The 14,633-nt window shown below is 64.3% G+C and carries 14 protein-coding genes, 1 pseudogene and 1 riboswitch; of the genes and pseudogenes, 7 read left to right on the forward strand and 8 right to left on the reverse strand.

Going from position 1 to position 14,633, the window contains the following annotated elements; genetic code table 11:
• Positions 1-7 precede the first annotated feature (7 nt).
• The 4 genes from ACVJ5M_RS34890 to ACVJ5M_RS34905 all read right to left on the reverse strand — a co-directional run bounded on the left by ACVJ5M_RS34890 (position 8) and on the right by ACVJ5M_RS34905 (position 3,255).
• Positions 8-1,228 carry an MFS transporter gene (locus tag ACVJ5M_RS34890; RefSeq protein ID WP_063984567.1) on the reverse strand — a complete coding sequence of 407 codons (1,221 nt, stop codon included), beginning with the start codon at positions 1,226-1,228 and terminating at the stop codon, positions 8-10.
• The gene (locus ACVJ5M_RS34895; RefSeq protein WP_354099374.1) at positions 1,225-2,595 is read right to left on the reverse strand and encodes an NAD(P)-binding domain-containing protein; all 1,371 of its coding nucleotides are present in this window, start codon (positions 2,593-2,595) and stop codon (positions 1,225-1,227) included. Before ACVJ5M_RS34895 ends, ACVJ5M_RS34890 begins: the two co-directional genes overlap by 4 nt.
• 50 nt (positions 2,596-2,645) lie before the next feature.
• Positions 2,646-2,963 carry an ArsR/SmtB family transcription factor gene (locus tag ACVJ5M_RS34900; protein WP_063986549.1) on the reverse strand — a complete coding sequence of 106 codons (318 nt, stop codon included), beginning with the start codon at positions 2,961-2,963 and terminating at the stop codon, positions 2,646-2,648.
• A 91-nt stretch (positions 2,964-3,054) separates the two neighbouring features.
• A complete protein-coding gene (locus ACVJ5M_RS34905; RefSeq protein ID WP_080586512.1) occupies positions 3,055-3,255 on the reverse strand; it encodes a GDCCVxC domain-containing (seleno)protein in 201 nt (66 codons plus the stop codon).
• Between the two features lie 98 nt (positions 3,256-3,353).
• Between ACVJ5M_RS34905 and ACVJ5M_RS34910 the strand changes: the two genes are divergently transcribed.
• From ACVJ5M_RS34910 to arsC, 4 genes are read left to right on the forward strand one after another with little or no spacing between them, the layout of a single operon-like run.
• On the forward strand, positions 3,354-3,716 hold the full coding sequence (locus ACVJ5M_RS34910) for an ArsR/SmtB family transcription factor (protein WP_063984569.1): 363 nt from the start codon (positions 3,354-3,356) through the stop codon (positions 3,714-3,716).
• Positions 3,709-4,236: an arsenate reductase ArsC gene (locus tag ACVJ5M_RS34915; RefSeq protein WP_063984570.1), complete on the forward strand. Its 528-nt coding sequence runs from the start codon at positions 3,709-3,711 to the stop codon at positions 4,234-4,236. The genes ACVJ5M_RS34910 and ACVJ5M_RS34915 overlap by 8 nt, the downstream gene beginning before the upstream one ends.
• A complete protein-coding gene (locus ACVJ5M_RS34920) occupies positions 4,236-4,937 on the forward strand; it encodes an aquaporin (protein ID WP_063984571.1) in 702 nt (233 codons plus the stop codon). Before ACVJ5M_RS34915 ends, ACVJ5M_RS34920 begins: the two co-directional genes overlap by 1 nt.
• The gene (arsC, locus tag ACVJ5M_RS34925; RefSeq protein ID WP_063984572.1) at positions 4,934-5,353 is read left to right on the forward strand and encodes an arsenate reductase (glutaredoxin); all 420 of its coding nucleotides are present in this window, start codon (positions 4,934-4,936) and stop codon (positions 5,351-5,353) included. The genes ACVJ5M_RS34920 and arsC overlap by 4 nt, the downstream gene beginning before the upstream one ends.
• Positions 5,354-5,429: 76 nt before the next feature.
• On the opposite strand, the pseudogene ACVJ5M_RS34930 reads toward arsC, so the two are convergent.
• From ACVJ5M_RS34930 to ACVJ5M_RS34945, 4 genes and pseudogenes are all read right to left on the reverse strand, one after another.
• Positions 5,430-8,601, reverse strand: a pseudogene (locus tag ACVJ5M_RS34930) (efflux RND transporter permease subunit).
• Complete coding sequence (locus ACVJ5M_RS34935) at positions 8,598-10,031, reverse strand: efflux RND transporter periplasmic adaptor subunit (RefSeq protein ID WP_063984574.1); 1,434 nt, start codon at positions 10,029-10,031, stop codon at positions 8,598-8,600. The pseudogene ACVJ5M_RS34930 and the gene ACVJ5M_RS34935 overlap by 4 nt, the downstream one beginning before the upstream one ends.
• Before the next feature lie 84 nt (positions 10,032-10,115).
• The gene (locus ACVJ5M_RS34940) at positions 10,116-10,508 is read right to left on the reverse strand and encodes a FixH family protein (RefSeq protein ID WP_063984575.1); all 393 of its coding nucleotides are present in this window, start codon (positions 10,506-10,508) and stop codon (positions 10,116-10,118) included.
• 102 nt (positions 10,509-10,610) lie between these two features.
• A complete protein-coding gene (locus ACVJ5M_RS34945) occupies positions 10,611-10,976 on the reverse strand; it encodes a hypothetical protein (protein ID WP_063984576.1) in 366 nt (121 codons plus the stop codon).
• A gap of 231 nt (positions 10,977-11,207) precedes the next feature.
• Positions 11,208-11,415, forward strand: a riboswitch (cobalamin riboswitch).
• A gap of 200 nt (positions 11,416-11,615) precedes the next feature.
• Here ACVJ5M_RS34945 and ACVJ5M_RS34950 point away from each other — a divergent pair.
• From ACVJ5M_RS34950 to ACVJ5M_RS34960, 3 genes are all read left to right on the forward strand, one after another.
• The gene (locus ACVJ5M_RS34950) at positions 11,616-12,776 is read left to right on the forward strand and encodes a TonB-dependent receptor plug domain-containing protein (RefSeq protein ID WP_354099375.1); all 1,161 of its coding nucleotides are present in this window, start codon (positions 11,616-11,618) and stop codon (positions 12,774-12,776) included.
• 81 nt (positions 12,777-12,857) lie between these two features.
• Positions 12,858-13,964, forward strand: coding sequence for a TonB-dependent receptor (locus ACVJ5M_RS34955; RefSeq protein WP_354099405.1), 1,107 nt, complete (start codon positions 12,858-12,860; stop codon positions 13,962-13,964).
• A gap of 138 nt (positions 13,965-14,102) precedes the next feature.
• On the forward strand, positions 14,103-14,510 hold the full coding sequence (locus ACVJ5M_RS34960) for a GFA family protein (protein ID WP_063984578.1): 408 nt from the start codon (positions 14,103-14,105) through the stop codon (positions 14,508-14,510).
• Positions 14,511-14,633 lie beyond the last annotated feature (123 nt).

Below are 14,633 nucleotides of genomic sequence, written 5' to 3' on the forward strand. Positions count from 1 at the left end.
GCCGAACTTACGAATTTTGTTCTCCTACCTGGAGAGGCGTTGAGTTTGCCCGCTCCGTACGAAGCAGCAAGAGCGCGAAGAAGGCCGAGACCGAGACGAGCGCGCTGATCCACAGCGCACTGCTGCCGATGTGCTCCACCATCAGCCCCAGTGCGAGCGGCGCGGCGGCACCCGTCAGTCTAGAAGGCAGCGAGATCATGCCGACCCGCCTGCCGAATCCGGCCGGCCCAAACAGCGCCAATGGAAGCGTCCCACGGGCAATGGTGATGATGCCGTTGCCCGCTCCGTACAGCACCGTGAAGGTCGACGCGAGCAAGGGTCCGCCCATCACCAGCGCAACGACGCCGATCGGATTCATCAGCATGGCCAGCCTCGCCGAAAGCAGCGGGTGAAACCGGGCGAGCCATCCTGCTTCCAGCAGACGCGCGCCGACTTGTGCAGGCCCAACCAGCGCGCCCGCGAGCAAGGCCTGAGCCGGTGTGGCGCCGAACGCAACCAGCATGGTCGGCAGAATGGCCGAGATGCCCGAACTGACGAAGCTAGCTGCCGCGAACATGTAAGCCAGCAGCACCATCGCGAAGGTCTCGCTCTGGCGTCCGGATTGCTGGATTGCACCCGGCCCCGGTCGAGCCTGTTGGTCCAATGGGACGGCGCGCGGCAGCGAGAGATTGAGCGGCAACGCAACAGCGATATGGATCGACGCCCATACCTGACAGGCGACGCGCCAGCCGTACTCCGACGCGAGCCAGGTCGTGAGGGGCCAGCCGAGCGTGCTGGCGAAACCGGCGATCAGCGTGATGCCGGTGATGGTTCGTCGTGCATTGGTACCGTAGATGCGCGCAAGCGTCGCAAAGGCCGCCTCATAGAGGCCCATGCCCATACCGATCCCGAGCAACGTCCAGGCCGCAATCAGCACCGCCACGCCATGGGCCACGGACAGCAGGAGCAGGCCTGCCACAAACACGAGGTTCGAAATGGCAAGCAGGCTGCGCCCGCCAAACGTATCGATGGCATGCCCCACGCGCGGGCCGAGCAGACCAGAGATGACGAGCGCTCCCGACAGCGCGCCGAACACGTAAGTCGGCGCGAGACCGAGATCGCGCGCAATCGGCGCAGCCAGGATGGCCGGGAGATAATAGCTCGACGCCCATGCAACCGTTTGCGCGGTGCCGAGCGCGGCGACGACGCCGAGCGGGCCTCGGGCTTGGCCCGCGAGAACTTGCTTCATGAACAACCACACCCCGAAGCGCCGGCCTTCTTGGCCGTTTCGTCGGCAGCACAGCAGGCGGACAAATCCTCCTTCGCCGGCCCGCCGCAACATCCCGATGCGGTCCCGGCGGCCTCGACACCGCCACGTGTGCAGACGCCGGTCTCCGGCAGCACAAGCTCCACCCTCGCCGCCGCCTCCTTGTCGCCGGCGATGTCGGCCGCAATCGAGCGAACCTGCTCATAACCCGTCATCATCAGGAAGGTCGGAGCGCGGCCGTACGACTTCATGCCAGCCATGTAGAAACCCGCTTCATCATGCGCGAGCTCGCGCGCGCCGTGGGGACGCACCGTCCCGCAGCTATGCTCGTTGGGGTCGATCAGCGGCGCCAGGGCGACCGGTGCCTCGATGGCGGGATCGAGCCGCAAACGCAGTTCGGACAGGAACGAGAAGTCAGGACGGAAACCTGTCGACACGATCAGTTCGTCCACGACCACGCTTCGCCCTCCGCAACAGGACCCTGCCGCGATCTTGAGGCGACCTTCGGAGTCCGAGAGGTGCGTCACCCCGAATTCGGTTTCGACCTTGATCTTCCCGGAGGCAACAAGTGCGGCGAAGGCACTGCCGAGTTCGCCGCGCGCCGCGAGCTTGTCGTTACGGCCGCCGCCAAACGCCTTCGAGGGATCGGCGCCGCGCAACAGCCAGACGGGCTGCGTACCCGGCACTTCGTCGGCGAGATGCACGAGATCGATCAGCGTGCCCACCGCAGAATGGCCCGCGCCGAGCACCGCAACAGTCTTCCCGGCATATCTGGAACGGCCGGCACCCCGCACATCCGGCATGCCGTAGGCAATTCGGTCGCCGCATTCGGATTCACCGATCGCCGGCAGGCCGTTGCGGCCGGCCGGATTGGGGGAGAACCATGTGCCTGATGTATCGATCACGGCGTCTGCACGCAGAACCTCGGGCCCCTTGCCGTTCTGATAGCGGATTTCAAAAGGCGCCTGCTCGCGCCCCCTGGTCTTTGCCTTGTCGAAGCCGACGCGGCTGATGGCCGAGACGCGGCTGGAGGTCCGGATCACATCGCGCAGCGACGTTCGCGTCGCGAGCGGCGTCAGGTATCGATCGAGCAGTTCGCCGCCGGTCGGATAGGATTGCGGGTCCGGCGAATTCCATCCCGTCGGTGCAAGCAGGCGCGCGGCGGCCTTGTCGACATTGTACTCCCATGGCGAGAACAGCTGGACCTGCTGCCACTGGCGGACGGCGTGTCCGGCTTCGGGTCCGGCCTCGAGCACGATGGGAGACATGCCGCGTTCGAGCACGTGCGCGCCCGCAGCCAGGCCGACCGGCCCTGCCCCGACAATGGCAACTGTCTTTCCGTCGCTCATTTCGCTACTCCCGTTGTTCTAGAATCATCGAATAATTCGGCCCAAAAAAATCAGGCCGCCGTTTTGGTATCCTTGCATTCGGTTTCGTCGGCACAGCACTCCGACACCAGGAAATCCACCAGGCCCCGCATCCCGTCGTAGTTCGCGTGGCAGACCAGGGTCGTGGATTCGCGGACCTGACTAATGAGCCCGACCGCAACCAGAGACTTGATGTGATGAGATAGCGTCGATGCCGGGATCTTCAGCTTGTCCTGCAAGCGACCGACGGGCATGCCCGGCTGTCCAGCCCGGACCAGCGCCCGATAAATCTGGAGCCGCGTCCGGTTACCCAGGGCTTCCAAGCGTGCTGCTGCGTCGTCGATCTTCATGACCATAAGATGCGCCGATCCGCCCTCGCCGTCAACCGTATTTCTAGAATATTGGAAATATATATATGCGACCGCCCCCGGCGGAGCGGCTTCAGCAGCACTTTCCGTTCTGCTGGATCGGCGGACAAGGGACCGATCCGTACGAACAGAAGACGCAGCAATCGCCGCTCGTCGGCTTGAGCCGGGTCCCGCATCCCTTGCAATCGTAGAAGAACTGACAGGCGTCGGTCGGCATGGTTTCGGCTGACGCGTGATGACAGACCGGACACGTGATCACCGATTGGGTTTGCATGGCCGGCTTTCCTCGATCGCAAGACACAACGCATTCTAAGCGCGGCGAGTTCGGAAATTCAATTGACGCTTTATCATCATTTCTATAAATCTGGATATATGGAAACTGAAGAAGCAGTCCTGGCGCTCGCCGCCCTGTCACAATCGACCCGTCTGGAGGCCTTCCGGACGCTGGTCCGACACGAGCCCGATGGCCTTGCGGCCGGCGACCTCGCACGTCTGCTGGAAGTCCCGCCGAATACGCTTTCGGCTCATCTCTCGATCCTGACGCGTGCCCGCCTCGTCACCTCCGAGCGACACAGCCGTTCAATCGTCTATCGCGCCAACCTTGCGGAGTTCAGGGACGTTGCGGTTTTCCTGCTTCGGGATTGCTGCGGCGGCCGGCCGGAGGTTTGCGAACCGGTTGTCGAGAGCCTTCAAGCCTGCTGCTCGCCAAAGCGAAAGGAGCGAAGCCGTGCCTGACCAGATGTACAATGTTTTGTTCTTGTGCACCGGCAATTCGGCGCGCTCGATCCTCGCCGAGTCGATCCTTCGCAAGGACGGAGCCGGCCGTTTTCAGTCGTTCTCCGCCGGCAGCGCGCCGAAAGGCGCGGTGCACCCGCTGGCGCTGCGCACGCTGGAAAGCATGGACTACCCCGCCGACGGGATGCGCTCGAAGAGCTGGCTGGAGTTCGCCGCTCCCGATGCGCCGGTGATGGATTTCGTCTTCACCGTTTGTGACAATGCGGCCGGTGAATCCTGCCCCATCTGGCCGGGACAGCCGATGACCGCACATTGGGGTATCGAGGACCCCGCCGCAGCCGAAGGTACCGATCTGGAGAAACAGGCAGCGTTCGTCACCGCATTCCGCTACCTCAAGAATCGGATCGACACCTTTGTGAGCCTGCCGCTCAGGAGCATCGACAAGCTCTCCCTCGGCACCAAGCTGCGCGAGATCGGACGCTCCCAGGGCGCAACACATTCAACGCCGAAGGCCGGCTGATGGACAATTTCGATCTTCCACGGCGCCTCGCAGCCGAAGCGCTCGGCACGGGCATTCTCGTCGCCACCGTCGTCGGCTCCGGCATCATGGCCGAGACGCTGACCAAGGACGTAGCGCTGGCGCTTCTGTGCAATACCCTGCCGACCGGAGCCATTCTGGTTGTCCTGATCACCGTGCTCGGTCCGATCTCCGGCGCGCATTTCAATCCCGCGGTGACCCTCGTCTTCACCGGCAAGCGCGAGCTTCCGGTCAACGAAGCCGTGCTCTACGTGGTCGCGCAGATCGCCGGCGGCATCGCGGGAACGATGGCCGCGCATCTGATGTTCGGACTTCCCCTGCTCGATTTCTCGACGAAGGTTCGAACGGGAGGGCCGCAATGGTTCGCCGAAGCGGTCGCCGCCTTCGGTCTGGTCGCGACGATCCTGGCCGGCATCCGATTTCAGCGGACGGCGGTTCCCTGGCTGGTGGGCCTTTACATCACGGCAGCCTATTGGTTCACGGCCTCCACGTCGTTTGCAAATCCGGCGGTGGCCATCGCGCGGTCGCTGACGAACACGTTCTCGGGCATTCGTCCGACCGACCTGCCCGGTTTCATCCTTGCGGAGCTCTGCGGAGCATTCGCCGGCATGCTGTTGATGAACTGGCTGCTCGGACAGTCGAAGTCGCGCGGCCCTGTCCCAATCGCGGAGACGACCCGATGAACGTCACGATCTACCACAACCCCGATTGCGGCACCTCGCGCAACACGCTGGCGATGATTCGACAGAGCGGCGCGGAGCCCACGGTCATCGAATATCTCAAGACCCCGCCATCGCGCGAGACGCTCAAGCAGCTGATTGCAGCGATGGGCATCACGGTTCGCGGATTGCTGCGCGAGAAGGGCACGCCGTACAAGGAGCTCGGCCTCGCCGACCCCAAATGGACCGACGACCAGTTGATCGATCAGATGCTCGCGCATCCCATTCTCATCAACCGCCCGATCGTCGTGACCTCGAAGGGCACGCGCTTGTGCCGCCCTTCCGAAGCCGTCGTCGATCTCCTCGACAATCCGGTCGGCCGGTTCACGAAGGAAGATGGCGAGGTGGTCGAAGCGCGCCAGGCGACTCACCGCCCCTAACGCTCCTCGGTCGGAATCCGCCGCGGTTTTTTTCACGCCAGAGCGGAGGTCGCCGTGAAGACGACCTCCGCCCAGCCTATTCGGCGGCTTGCGACGCGCGCGCGGTCCATTCGTCGGCAGGAGCCGATCGTTCGCCCGATGGAAGCCCCCGGCCCTTCACCAAGCCGAAAATTGCGGGGATCACGACCAGCGTCAGCAGTGTCGATGACGTCATGCCGCCGATCATGGGCACCGCAATGCGCTGCATGATCTCCGATCCGGCCCCGGTGCTCCACATGATCGGCAGCAGACCGGCCATGATGGCAACCACCGTCATCATTTTGGGCCGCACGCGCTCGACCGCGCCCACCATGATGGCGTCGTGGAGATCCCGGCGCGTCAGTGGCCTCCCCTCGGCGCTGCATCTGGCCTTCACCTCGGCCAGCGCGTGATCGAGGTAGATCAGCATGACGACACCCGTCTCGGCGGCGACGCCTGCGAGCGCGATGAAGCCGACCGCGACGGCAACGGACAGGTTGAAGCCGAGCCACCACATCATCCAGATGCCGCCGACCAGCGCGAACGGCAGCGACAGCATCACGATCAGCGTCTCGGTCATCGCCCGGAAGTTCAGGTACAGCAGCAGGAAGATGATCGTGAGCGTCACGGGCACCACGATCTTCAGACGGGCGGCGGCGCGCTGCAGATATTCGTACTGGCCGCTCCACACGACGTAGGTGCCGGCGGGAAACCGGATGCTCTCCGTCACGGCGCGTTGCGCGTCAGTGACGTAGCTTCCGATGTCGCGATCCCGGATGTCGACGTAGATGTAGGTCGCAAGCTGGCCGTTCTCCGTCCGGATCGACGTCGGCCCGCGCGCGGGTTCGACCTTCGCCACCTCGCCGAGCGGCACGGCGCCGCCCGACGGCATCGGCACCAGGATGTCGCTGGCGATGGCCTTGGGGTTGTCACGAAGGTCGCGCGGATAGCGCATGTTCACGGTGAACCGCTGCCGTCCCTCCACGATCGTCGTGACCGTCTGACCGCCGAGCGCGGCCGCGATGGTGTCCTGGACGTCCTGGATCAGGATGCCGTAACGGGCGAGCGCCTCACGGTCGGGAACGATCTCGAGATAATAGCCGCCGATGCCACGCTCGGCGTAGGCCGACGAGGTGCCGGGTACGGTCTTGATGACGCGTTCGATCTGCTTCGCGAGCCGGTCGATCTCGGCGAGGTCATTGCCCATGACCTTGACGCCGACCGGCGTGCGGATTCCGGTCGAGAGCATGTCGATACGTGCCTTGATCGGCATGGTCCAGGCATTGGAGACACCCGGAAACTGCAACGCCTTGTCCATCTCGGCGATGAGACTGTCGACGGTAACGCCGGAACGCCACTGCTCCCTAGGCTTCAGGTTGACGATCGTCTCAAACATCTCTGTCGGGGCGGGATCGGTCGCAGTGGCGGCTCGTCCCGCCTTGCCATAGACCGAAGCGACCTCCGGGAACGACTTGATGATGCGGTCCTGCATCTGCATCAGCTCGGCCGCCTTGGTGACCGAAATGCCGGGCAGCGTCGTTGGCATGTAGAGCAGCGTTCCCTCATTCAGCGCCGGCATGAACTCGGTGCCGAGCTGGCGCGCCGGCCAGATCGTCACCGCAAGCACGACGAGCGAAGCCAGGATGACCGGCGTCTTGGCGCGCAGAACCCCCTTGATCACGGGACGGTAGACCCAGATCAGGAAGCGGTTGATGACGTTCCTGCTCTCCGGGACGATCCTGCCGCGGACGAAGATCACCATCAGCGCCGGCACCAGGGTGACGGACAGCAACGCCGCGGCGGCCATCGAGAAGGTCTTCGTGAACGCCAGCGGGCTGAACAATCGGCCCTCCTGCGATTCCAGCGTGAAGATCGGCATGAACGACACGGTGATGATCAACAGGCTGAAGAAGAGCGCGGGGCCGACCTCGGATGCCGCGTCGATCAGAACCTGCACGCGTGACTGATCGGGCCCCGCCCGTTCGAGGTGCTTGTGTGCGTTCTCGATCATGACGATGGCGGGCGTCCACCATGGCGCCGATCGCAATCGCGATGCCACCCAGGCTCATGATGTTCGATCCCAGCCCGAGCAGCTTCATGGCGCCAAACGCCATCAACACGCCGACCGGCAACATCAGGATCGCGACGAGTGCGCTGCGGACATGCAGCAGGAACACGATGCAGACGAGCCCGACGACGATGCTCTCCTCGAACAGGGTATGCTTGAGGGTATCGATCGCCGCGTAGATCAGGTTCGACCGGTCGTAGACCGGCACGATCTCGACCGATTTCGGCAGGCTGCTCGCGATCTCCCTGAAGCGCTTCTTGACGTTTTCGATGACGTCGAGGGCGTTGACGCCGAACCGCTGCAGCACGATGCCGCTTGCGACCTCGCCCTCGCCGTTCAATTCGGCGATGCCGCGCCGCTCGTCGGGCCCGAGCTCGACGTTGGCGACGTCCCGCAGCAGCACCGGCGTGCCGTTGCTCGTCTTCAGCACGATGTTGCCGAGATCGTTGATGCTCTTGATGTAGCCCTTGCCGCGGATGACGTATTCGAACTCGGAGAGCTCGACGGTGCGGCCGCCGACGTCGGCGTTGCTGGCGCGGATCGCCTCACGTATTTTTTGCATGCTGATGCCGCGGTCGCGCATCCGCTGCGGGTCGAGGACCACGTTGTACTGCTTGACGAAGCCGCCGACGCTGGCGACCTCGGCGACGCCTTCGGCCTTGGCCAGCGCGAACTTCAGATTCCAGTCCTGGATCGTGCGCGTGTCCGCCAGGTTCAATTCCTTCGATATGACGGCGTATTGGTAGACCCAGCCGACGCCGGTCGCGTCGGGCCCGATGGTCGGGGTGACGCCGGCGGGAAGCCTGGACGCCGCGCCGTTCAGGAATTCCATGACGCGCGACCGCGCCCAATAGATGTCGGTGCCGTCCTCGAAGATCACATAGACGAAGGAGACGCCGAAGAACGAGAAGCCGCGTACGACCTTCGATTTCGGCACGGTGAGCATCGCCGTCGTCAGCGGATAGGTGACCTGATCCTCGATCACCTGCGGCGCCTGGCCGGGATACTCGGTGTAGACGATGACCTGCGTATCCGAGAGGTCCGGGATCGCATCCAGCGGAAGGTGAACCAGGGCATAGAGGCCGGCGGCGGCCGCGAAGCCGGCGCCGAACAGCACGAGCAGCAGATTGCGCGCCGACCAGGCGATGATGCGGGCGATCATTTGTGATCTCCCGTTGCATTGCCAGGGCCGGCGTCGGTGGCCTGGGATGCCGCCTCGCCAAACCCCTTCAGCGCGGCCTTCAGGTTGCTTTCCGCATCGATCAGGAAGTTGGCGGAGGTCACCACCGCCTCGCCGTCCGCGAGACCATGGCGCACCTCGACATAGCCGCCGCCGCGACGGCCGAGCTTGACTTCCCGCGGCTCGAAACGCCCTTCCCCCTTGTCGACGAGCACGGCCTGCCGGCTGCCGGTGTCGAGCACCGCGCTGTCCTGTATCGCCAGGACGGGCGCGGCATCGGCCGTGTCGATGTCGGCATCGACGTACATGTCGGGCAGCAGCACCGCGTCCGGATTGGCGAGCTCGATCCTGATGCGAACGGTGCGCGTGTCGCGGTTCACCTGCGGATAGACGACGGCGATGGTCCCGGTGAAGGTCCGGCCGGGGAAACTGCGCGCGCGCACCGCGACTGACTGCCCCACCGCGATGTTGCCGAGATCGCGCTCGGCCACGTCGACCAGCGCCCAGACCACCGAGGTGTCCGCGATCCGGAACAGAACGTCGCCGGGATTGGCCCGCATCCCTTCGATCGCATTGCGTTCGAGCACGACCCCGTCGCGCGGCGCAGACCAGCGTATGGCGACGGGCGCGGTGTGCGTCTTGTCCATCTCCGCAATGACGGACTCGGGAACGTCGAGATTGACCAGCCGCTGTCGCGAGCCGCGGCCGTACATCTCGACACCGCCGACCGTCTTGGAGGTGATCGTCGCAAGATATTCCGCCGCTGCGGACGCCACCGCCGAACTGTAGATTTCCATCAGCGGCTGGCCGGCCTTCACGCGCGTGCCGGTGGTCACGTCGGCGACCTTCTGCACGAAGCTTTCGGCGCGCATCGCGATCACCGACACGCGGCGTTCATCGAGCTGGATCGTGCCGGGCGCCTTCACCGAGACCCGGATCGAGCGCCGCGTGACGGGCTCGGACTTCACGCCCGCGCGCTGGATCTTGCCGGGCGACAGCTTCACCGTGCCGTCGTCGGTGTCGTCGCCTTCGTAAACGGCGACATAGTCCATCCCCATCGGATCCTTCTTTGGGACGGGCGACGTGTCGGGCAGCCCCATCGGATTGCGGTAGTAGAGGATTTTTCGCGGCGAAGCCGCTTGCGCCTTCGGTAGCGCCGGCGCGACGGCCGCTCCATCGTCGTCGTAGACCGGCAGATAGTCCCGCCCGCGGTCGTCCTTCTTCGGACCCGCAGACCAGAGCGACGCGCCGCTTGGATCGCGGTAGTAGAGCGGAGTTCGCTCCGCGGCGGCCGCAGCCGATGATATGTCGGCCTCAGCGAGCCAGCCCGCACCGTTCGAATGCCAGTAGTAGCCGGCCAGGACCAGGCCGCCGCCCAGCGCAAGTGCCGTCAGGAGACGCAGCGTTTTCATGTCGTGTATCCGCGCACCCGGGAGCGCGCGTCCGTGTGAAGGAAAAGGGGGAATGTCGGGCGCTGCCGGGCAGCGCCCGAACGCTCACTTGACCGCCGTGACGATCACCTTGCCGGTGACGGTCTCCGGTTCGCCCTGCACCTTCACGGACAGCGTCATCTGGTAGCGGCCAGCCATCGGCAGGTCCGTCTTGAAGGCGTACACACCAGGCTCCCTGGACGGCAGCGGCGCGACCGCCGATTCCATCTCGGCCATCCCGTCCGGGGCCATGTCGAGGCGGGTCTTGAAGATGACTGCGTCCGGTATCGGCTTGCCGGACTGCTTGTTCGTCAGGCGAACGGCGAGCGTGACGTCTTCGCCCTTCCTCATCTGCGGAGTGACGGGCTCGAAGGCGTAGTCGCCCGCGCCCGCCATCGCGGCTGAAGCGGCAAGCGAAAGGGTGGCGGCGAGAGCCGCGGTGCGGATTTTGGAAAGCATTGTCTTGTCCTCATGAATTGATCTTTCGCCGTGGCGCGTGAAGCGCGCACGTCAGTCGTCGTCGCGAGCAGGCATGCCGCTCGCGTCTCGGGCTTTGCGAGATCAGATTCGAGGAGGTCGGAAAGGAGGACTGCCGCCGCGGAAGGAAACGACCTGATCCGGGGGAATAGCCAACGTGCTGGCCATGACGGCGAGACGCTCGAACGCCACGGGCCTGACATCACCGAGCGCGATGATCCCACCGACGCAGCAGAAGCCCATCCCGCACTTGTAGCCGCCGCTATGGGAGCCTGTTCCCTTCATGTCGGGACAACAATCGTCCATCGACATGTCGGCGTCGCCGCTCATGTGCATGGCCGTCTGCATGCCATCCGACGACATTGCGAGGTTCGCCGCGGACGCGCCAACCGGCAGCATCGCCAAGGATATGGCGATGGCGACTGCCAGGATGGTACGGACGAACTGCATCAATATCGACTTACTTTGTCAGGCCGGAACTCGGCCTCAGTAGCATATTCGGGCACCAAAGGCAGTCATTGATCGTGGTCAAGCGTTCGTTACCCAGGCTGGTCCGGAGGCCGGGTTGGACGTTTCGACGCGGTCCTTCGGACTATCGTGCAAAACAGCAACACAAGGCCACCATCGACCGACCAGCCCGTCCAGCAGCCCGCGCGGATGTTGACGCGCTCATCCCCTGATGCCAGTTTCGTGATCGGTAGTGTCCGCAAGGACTCTTCAAGGGAATGCGGTGCGTCCACCTCAGTGGGCAATTCCGCGGCTGCCCCCGCAACTGTAGGCGGATAGTCGACGACCAAACAAACCACTGGAGCCCCGCTTGGGCCTCTGGGAAGGTGGTCGAAGGCGATGACCCGCGAGCCAGGAAACCTGCTGCCAGCCATGGTCACGCGCGAACGCATTGGGCGGGGTGCCCTGATGTCGGACAAGTAGCCGGTGCATCCGCCGCCTGGGGCGAAGGTGGATGACTAAGGCAACCGCGGTGACGGTTTGTTTGCGTCGCCGCAGAGCGTTGTTGTGCAACATTTTCATTTCCGTGCTGGCGCAAGGCCAGCGTTATCGCGTGCTTTCCTGATTACTCTGCTCTCGTCGGTGTCCTTGTCGTCCGCGGCGCTCGCGCAAAGCGCGGCGCAGGACAACCGCTCCCGGGAGGTCGGCCCGGTGATCGTGTCGCCGCCTGCGCCGCGACAGGCTCCTGCCGTCAGCCCCGGCACTCAGAAGCAGCGCGCCGCCCGGCGCGCCGCGGGACGCAATCGTGGCGCCCCTGCTGTCGCCGTTCCGGCCACGCAAGCTCCGAGCGGCCCGGTGCAGACGCCGCTCAACACGGCAGCCGTCACCGATGTCGGCTCCCGGCTCGGCATCACGGCGCGCGAGATGCCGGCGACCGTCGAGGTCATCAGTCAGCGGACGATGCAGGACCTGGGCATCCGGACCACGACCGACGTCGCCAAGGCTGCAGTCGGCGTCACCGGCGGCGATGCGCCCGGCGCGCCCGCCATCTTCTCGATGCGTGGCTTTTCCGGCGACCAGATCTCCACGCTCTACAACGGCATCCCGATCGGGCCGTCGACCATGACCGGCCGTCCCATGGACGTGGCTGGCCTCCAGCAGGTCGAGATCATCAAGGGACCGGACTCGCTGGTGGCGGGCCTCGGTGCGACCGGCGGCGCCATCAACTACGTGAACAAGGCGCCGCACACCGGACCAATCGTCAACGACGCCTTCACCTCCTACGATTCCTTCAACGGCTATCGCGCCGGTTACGGATCGGGCGGCAGCACGCTGATCAACGGCCTCGACTACCGCTTCGATATCAGCCATTTCAACAACAAGGGCTTTATCGACGACACCTATTCGAAGCTCAGCAACGTCTCGGGCCAGCTGAACTATCGCGTCAACGAGAACCTGAAGATCTGGGGCGCAACCGAATACAGGCAGGACAACGACCGCTTCTACTGGGGGACGCCGCTGGTGCCGGCGAACGCGCCGGGCATCGTGCCGACGTACGGCATCGTGTCCGGCGTCTGGAGCAACTATTACCTCGGCGGCGGCACGCCGGTCCCGGTCACCATCGACGCGCGCACGCTGACCACGAACTACAACGTGCTCGACAATCACAGCGGCGCCAACGAGCTCTGGCTGCGCAGCGGCTTTCAATGGGACATCACCAACAACATCTCGCTGAAAAGCCAAGTCTACGGCTATGACGCCCACCGGCACTGGTTCAACAACGAGATCTCGTCGTTCGACTAGACCGTAGGCAATTTCGCAGGCGCGCAGAGCATCTACCGCGAGCGCCTGGCGCTCGATCACGCGCAGCGGCTCTACGGCAACATCACCGACCTCACCGTCAATTCCAACGTCGCCGGAATGGACAATCGCTTCGTCGCCACCGTGGCGGCGAGCAGCAACCAGTTCAACGTCTCGCAGGACACGTTGTTCTTCAATGACTACGTCGATCTCCTCAATCCGGACCGCGGCCTCTACGGCCCGCGCAGCGACGAGAAGATCTACACCCATCTCGACACCACCTCGCTGTCGTTCGAGGACCGGCTCAAGCTGACCTCGACCTTCGCGCTGATCGGCGGCATCCGTTTTGAGAATATCGAGCTGTCGCGGACCCGCTTCGACGAGACTGGCCTCCTGAAAGCCAGCTATCCTTTCTCGAAGACGTTCAATCCGGTCACCGGACGCATCGGCTACACCTGGGACATCGCGCCCGGCGTGATGCTTTACGGCCAGTACGCGACGGCGGCGGACCCGACGGTCGCGAACATCTTCATCCTCAGGCCCACGACGCCGCTGCTGCTCACGACGTCGCGAACCTACGAGACCGGCGTGAAGCTGCTGTCGGCCGACAAGCGCGCGGAGGCCACGCTCTCGGCCTTCGACATCGAGCGCAAGAACGTCTACGTCCCCGAAAGCGGCATCCTCTTCAACGTCGCCGGCAAGATGGCCTCCAAGGGCGTCGAGATTGCCGCCGCGGTCAATCCGGTCGCGGGCCTGAAACTATGGGGCAACGTCGCCTTCGTGCAGTCGCGCTTCATCGACTTCACCTATGTCGACGGCAATGGCGACTTCCAGTCCTATTCGGGCAAGACGCCGCCCAACGTTCCCAACTTCATCGCCAACGCCGGCGCCTCCTATCGCTTCGACACGAAGCTGCCGGTGGAGATCGGCGGCCTCGTCCGTCACGTCGGCGACCGCTTCAACTTCCAGGACAATCTGGTCACGATGGACGCCTACACGATCTTCGACGCATACGCGTTCGTCGATATTCCAAAAGCCTATTTCCCGGGCGTCGACCAGACCCGGATCAGCTTTCGCGTGAGGAACCTGACCAACAAGCTCTACGCGGCCTGGGGCGATCCGGGTTACACCGACCAGATCATCCTGGGCGCGCCGCGCAGCTACGAGGTCGCGGCTTCGTTCAAGTGGTAGTCGCGGATCACCTCGTCCGCGCCGTGGCGGGAGGTGTCACGCGACAGTAGGACGCAATCGCAAATCGATTGCGCCGTTGAAGCCGCGGGTCTCGAGAGCTATCGATCAACGAAACCTCGCTTCCATCGGGAGGAACGCATGAGCACCATCACCGGCGGTTGTCACTGTGGCGCAATCCGCTATCAGGTCGAGGGCGAAGCGATCGTGCACGCGCTGTGTCACTGCCGCGATTGCAGGCTTCACGCGGGCGCTCCCGTCGTCGGCTGGACGATGTACGCGGACGATGCCGTCAAGGTGACCAAGGGCGAGCCCAAGGTGTATCACTCCTCGGAACATGCCTGGCGGCACTTTTGCGGCGACTGCGGAACCGGCCTGTTTTATGTCAATGCCGACATGTTACCCGGGGTCATCGACGTCCAGAGCGCGACCTACGACGATCCCGATGCCGTACCGGCGACGATGCACATCCAGGTCGCAGAGCGCCTTCGATGGATGGAGCGCGCGCACGAACTGCCGACATTCGACCGCTATCCTCCGCCACCGTAGCGGCGCGCGCGAAGCGTTCGCCGTCTGGATGGAACCGCACAAACACCATCTTGCAACGGCCGGACGATCTCACGTAGATTGATCGGCGTGGGGACGAAGCAGACTCCCCGTGAGACCTCGGTC

It is taken from the genome of Bradyrhizobium sp. S3.7.6 (genome assembly GCF_054061875.1).

Excerpts from the sequence above, each read along its gene's own strand:
- ACVJ5M_RS34890 (WP_063984567.1), bottom strand. The coding sequence starts at position 1,228 with ATGAAGCAAGTTCTCGCGGGCCAAGCCCGAGGCCCGCTCGGCGTCGTC.
- ACVJ5M_RS34895 (WP_354099374.1), bottom strand. The coding sequence starts at position 2,595 with ATGAGCGACGGAAAGACAGTTGCCATTGTCGGGGCAGGGCCGGTCGGC.
- ACVJ5M_RS34900 (WP_063986549.1), bottom strand. The coding sequence starts at position 2,963 with ATGAAGATCGACGACGCAGCAGCACGCTTGGAAGCCCTGGGTAACCGG.
- ACVJ5M_RS34905 (WP_080586512.1), bottom strand. The coding sequence starts at position 3,255 with ATGCAAACCCAATCGGTGATCACGTGTCCGGTCTGTCATCACGCGTCA.
- ACVJ5M_RS34910 (WP_063984569.1), top strand. The coding sequence starts at position 3,354 with ATGGAAACTGAAGAAGCAGTCCTGGCGCTCGCCGCCCTGTCACAATCG.
- ACVJ5M_RS34920 (WP_063984571.1), top strand. The coding sequence starts at position 4,236 with ATGGACAATTTCGATCTTCCACGGCGCCTCGCAGCCGAAGCGCTCGGC.
- arsC (WP_063984572.1), top strand. The coding sequence starts at position 4,934 with ATGAACGTCACGATCTACCACAACCCCGATTGCGGCACCTCGCGCAAC.
- ACVJ5M_RS34935 (WP_063984574.1), bottom strand. The coding sequence starts at position 10,031 with ATGAAAACGCTGCGTCTCCTGACGGCACTTGCGCTGGGCGGCGGCCTG.
- ACVJ5M_RS34940 (WP_063984575.1), bottom strand. The coding sequence starts at position 10,508 with ATGCTTTCCAAAATCCGCACCGCGGCTCTCGCCGCCACCCTTTCGCTT.
- ACVJ5M_RS34945 (WP_063984576.1), bottom strand. The coding sequence starts at position 10,976 with ATGCAGTTCGTCCGTACCATCCTGGCAGTCGCCATCGCCATATCCTTG.
- ACVJ5M_RS34960 (WP_063984578.1), top strand. The coding sequence starts at position 14,103 with ATGAGCACCATCACCGGCGGTTGTCACTGTGGCGCAATCCGCTATCAG.